Annotated in this window: 4 protein-coding genes, 1 tRNA gene and 1 pseudogene; all 6 read left to right on the forward strand. The window is 67.5% G+C overall.

Features of this window, described 5'->3' with window-relative positions; all coding sequences use genetic code 11:
• Positions 1–31: 31 nt before the first annotated feature.
• Positions 32–116: transfer RNA gene (locus IH44_RS0139620), tRNA-Ser, on the forward strand.
• Positions 117–435: 319 nt separating this feature from the next.
• Positions 436–753, forward strand: coding sequence for a hypothetical protein (locus tag IH44_RS47075; RefSeq protein WP_232795276.1), 318 nt, complete (start codon positions 436–438; stop codon positions 751–753).
• A gap of 378 nt (positions 754–1,131) precedes the next feature.
• Positions 1,132–1,410, forward strand: coding sequence for a hypothetical protein (locus IH44_RS0139630; RefSeq protein WP_030464706.1), 279 nt, complete (start codon positions 1,132–1,134; stop codon positions 1,408–1,410).
• A complete protein-coding gene (locus tag IH44_RS0139635; protein WP_030464707.1) occupies positions 1,407–1,826 on the forward strand; it encodes a PIN domain-containing protein in 420 nt (139 codons plus the stop codon). Before IH44_RS0139630 ends, IH44_RS0139635 begins: the two co-directional genes overlap by 4 nt.
• Before the next feature lie 173 nt (positions 1,827–1,999).
• Positions 2,000–2,668, forward strand: coding sequence for a hypothetical protein (locus IH44_RS0139640; RefSeq protein WP_030464708.1), 669 nt, complete (start codon positions 2,000–2,002; stop codon positions 2,666–2,668).
• Positions 2,669–3,126: 458 nt separating this feature from the next.
• A pseudogene (locus tag IH44_RS0139645) lies at positions 3,127–3,349 on the forward strand (prevent-host-death family protein); the annotation flags it as partial.

A 3,349-nucleotide genomic window follows, 5' to 3' on the forward strand; every position in this document is an offset into this window, starting at 1 on the left:
CCACCCCTCTCCATGTACTAAGCTCTCCCACGGAGGATTCGCCTAGAGGCCTAGGGCGCACGCTTGGAAAGCGTGTTGGGGGCAACCCCTCACGAGTTCGAATCTCGTATCCTCCGCCTGATCGAAGGCCCGGACCGCTCAGCGGTCCGGGCCTTCGGCGTTCCCCAGGGCAGCCGCTCGACATGGCGCGCCGCAGATCTCGCCAGGAGCGCACCACGTCGGCAGTCAGCCGCAGGACCGTCAGCACCGATCGAAGCAGTGCCGCAGCGAACGCCATGGCGCCCAGCACAGCACCGCCCCACTCAGCTGCAGATCGCCACACATCAGCCTCCCGAACGCCCACCCCATGCTCCAGGCCTGCGACGCGGAAGTCTGTACGTGACCAGGTACATTTACGCGTTGACTTCGGAACGTAATCCGAAGTAGCGTAGCCGCATGTCCACTCTCACCGTGTCGTTCTCCGACCTGTCGAAGAACTCGAAGCGCGTCGCGGACACCGTCGAGCAGGCGCAGCGCGTCCACGTCACCCGTCGTGACGGCGAGGACCTGTACCTCACCACCGAACGCCACGACCGCCAGCGCGAGCCTGCACCGGGTGATCGCCGAGTGGCGGGCAACCGCGAGAATCCTGGCGGACCCCGAACTGAGCGCCCAGCTCACCGGACCGCGATGGGGCGGCCTCTGTGCGGAAGCGCCGGGGAACACCCGACGCTGCTTCGAAGCCCTCCGCACCGACCCCCTGTCCGCGAGTGACCCCGATCGGCAGCACCGGCTACGCGGCCGCCTTTCGACGCGCGTTCTCGGCGGGGACGAACTACCGCAGTGGGAGTACGAGGTGACCGCCGGCGGGCGCGTGCGCTACCTCGTCGACGAGCCGGGCCGGACCGTCCACCTCGTCTACGCCAGGTTCAGCCGCCGCCCGATCGCGTGCTCCGCCGCAGGTCAGGACAGACGTGAACTCCGGCGGACAGTGCTGAGGAGAATTGGAAAGCGTGTTGGGGGCAACCCCTCACGAGTTCGAATCTCGTATCCTCCGCCTGATCGAAGGCCCGGACCGCAACTGCGGTCCGGGCCTTCGGCGTTTCCCGAGAAACCAGATCCCCCTGCTATATGGCGAGTATGGTGACTTGTATGGCATCCAAGAAGGTCACCGTTACCCTTCCCGAGGAACTGCTGGACGAGATCCGCGCGGACAGCGCCGATCGCGGCCTCTCCGCCTACGTCGCCGACGCCCTCCGGGCCAAGCGCGACCGTGACCGTCTGCAGGAACTGGTCGTCTGGTTGGAGGAAGAGCACGGGCCGGTCCGCAGTGACGAACGGGCTGCCGCCTACGCGGAGCTTGACGACCTCGACGCGGAGCACGACCGGCGCCGGGCAGCCCGTGGCAAGAGCAGCGGGGCGGCCGCGTGAAGAAGCGCGCCGAGGAGGTCCGGCGGCTGCGTGTCTTCGTGCTGGACAGCGAGGCACTGTCGCTGGCGGTCCGCGGTGATCGGATGATGATCGCCCGCCTCGACCTCGCCGCCCGCGGCGAGGCGGAGATCGTCACCTCGCCGATGACCCTGGTCGAGGCGTACGACGCGCGCACCACGGAGCAGCGCTGGGACTGGGTGCTGTCCCGGGTGAACGTCGCCGAACTGGGCAAGGACGAGGCACGACAGGCGCGTCGACTGCTGGCGGACGCCGGCCTGCACGGGCACAAGTACGCGATCGACGCCGTGCTCGCGGTGGTGGCGCTGCGGCAGCGGGGCCAGGTGACGGTCTTCACCTCCGATCCGGAGGACCTGGAGAGACTGCTGCCGGACCACATCGTGGTGCTGAAGGTCTGACTCTCCGGCCCTTCCCGGTCGCGGCACCGCACTCCACCCAGTTCCACGGACAGCGATCCAGTGTCGAAGCAGTCACGGATCAGCGAACACCCGTCCCGAGGACTCGGGCCAAGGCTTCGATGTCGGCTACACCTGCTTCACCTCGATCCACCGTCCAGGAGCGTGCCGTCCACATGGTCCCCACCCCAGTCGTCCTGACGAAGGCGTCCCCCACCGTCTCCCTGGACAAGCACGGCGTGACGTCAGGTCTCATCCGGGTCAACCTGAACTGGACGTCGGCCCAGGCCGCCGCTCAGCAGAAGGCCGGAGAGGTACGTGGCATCTTCCGGAAGATGCGGGCCTCGTTGCAGGCCTCGGCGGTCAAGGACGTGGACCTCGACCTCGGATGCATGATCAGGTTCAGTAACGGCCGCAAGACCGTCGTCCAGGCACTGGGCAACTCCTTCGGCTCGGTGGACCGCTTCCCGTACGTCGCGCTCGACGCGGACGACCGGACCGGTGCGCGGGCTACCGGCGAGAACCTCGTGATCAACCTGGATCACCAGGCCGAGTTCTCGAAACTCCTCCTCTTCGTCTACATCTACGAGGGATCCGGGGACTTCCGCGGCCTCGACGCGGTGGTGACCCTCACCTCCGACCGCGGTGACCGCTTCGAGGTGCGCCTCGACGAGTGCCCACCGCAAGCGCACGCGTGCGCGATCGCCCTGATCAAGCGGCAGAAGGGCGAACTCGTCGTCGGACGCGAGGTCAGGTGGTTCACCCCGAAGGACGGCCCGGGGATCCAGGACGTGATTTCCCGGGCGTACCGGCTCGGCATGAAGTGGACTCCGGGCCGCAAGTAGAACCGCAGGCAACGGATCGACTTCCCGTCCCGCTCGACCCGGCGCTCCCCGCCGCCCCAGCTACGCCGTTCCAACCGATGCCACGGCGGACGCCGGACTGCGCCGGCACAGAGCATGCGATTACCGCCATGCGCGCGATGGCGATCCTACGACGATGGAACCAGGTGGCGGCGTTTCCTGGCGATCGATCAGAACGGCTCGAGAGGGCCTGCCGGAGATCTCGCCAGGAGCGCACCACGTCGGCCGCCAGCCGCAGGACCGTCCTCGTCGATCGGAGCAGTGCGGCGGCGAACGCCATGAACCCGAGCACTGCACCACCCCCTACTGCTGCGGATCTCCACACGTCAGGCCCCTCCAGGCGTTCCCGCCATGCTCTCGAACCACGACGCGGAAGTCCGTACCCAATTAGGTGCATTCGCCCATTGACTTCGGAACGTATTCCGAAGTGGCGTGGTCGCATGTCCACTCTCACCGTGTCGTTCTCCGACCTGTCGAAGAACTCGAAGCGTGTCGCGGACACCGTCGAGCAGGCGCAGCGCGTCCACGTCACCCGTCGTGACGGCGAGGACCTGTACCTCACCACCGAACGCCACGACCGCCAGCGCGAGGTGATCGCCGAGTGGCGGGCAACCGCGAGAATCCTGGCGGACCCCGAACTGAGCGCCCAGCTCACCGGACCGC

Origin of the sequence: Kitasatospora sp. NRRL B-11411 (genome assembly GCF_000721345.1) — a bacterium.
Taxonomy (GTDB): domain Bacteria; phylum Actinomycetota; class Actinomycetes; order Streptomycetales; family Streptomycetaceae; genus Kitasatospora; species Kitasatospora cineracea.

Excerpts from the sequence above, each read along its gene's own strand:
- IH44_RS47075 (WP_232795276.1), top strand. The coding sequence starts at position 436 with ATGTCCACTCTCACCGTGTCGTTCTCCGACCTGTCGAAGAACTCGAAG.
- IH44_RS0139640 (WP_030464708.1), top strand. The coding sequence starts at position 2,000 with ATGGTCCCCACCCCAGTCGTCCTGACGAAGGCGTCCCCCACCGTCTCC.
- IH44_RS0139630 (WP_030464706.1), top strand. The coding sequence starts at position 1,132 with ATGGCATCCAAGAAGGTCACCGTTACCCTTCCCGAGGAACTGCTGGAC.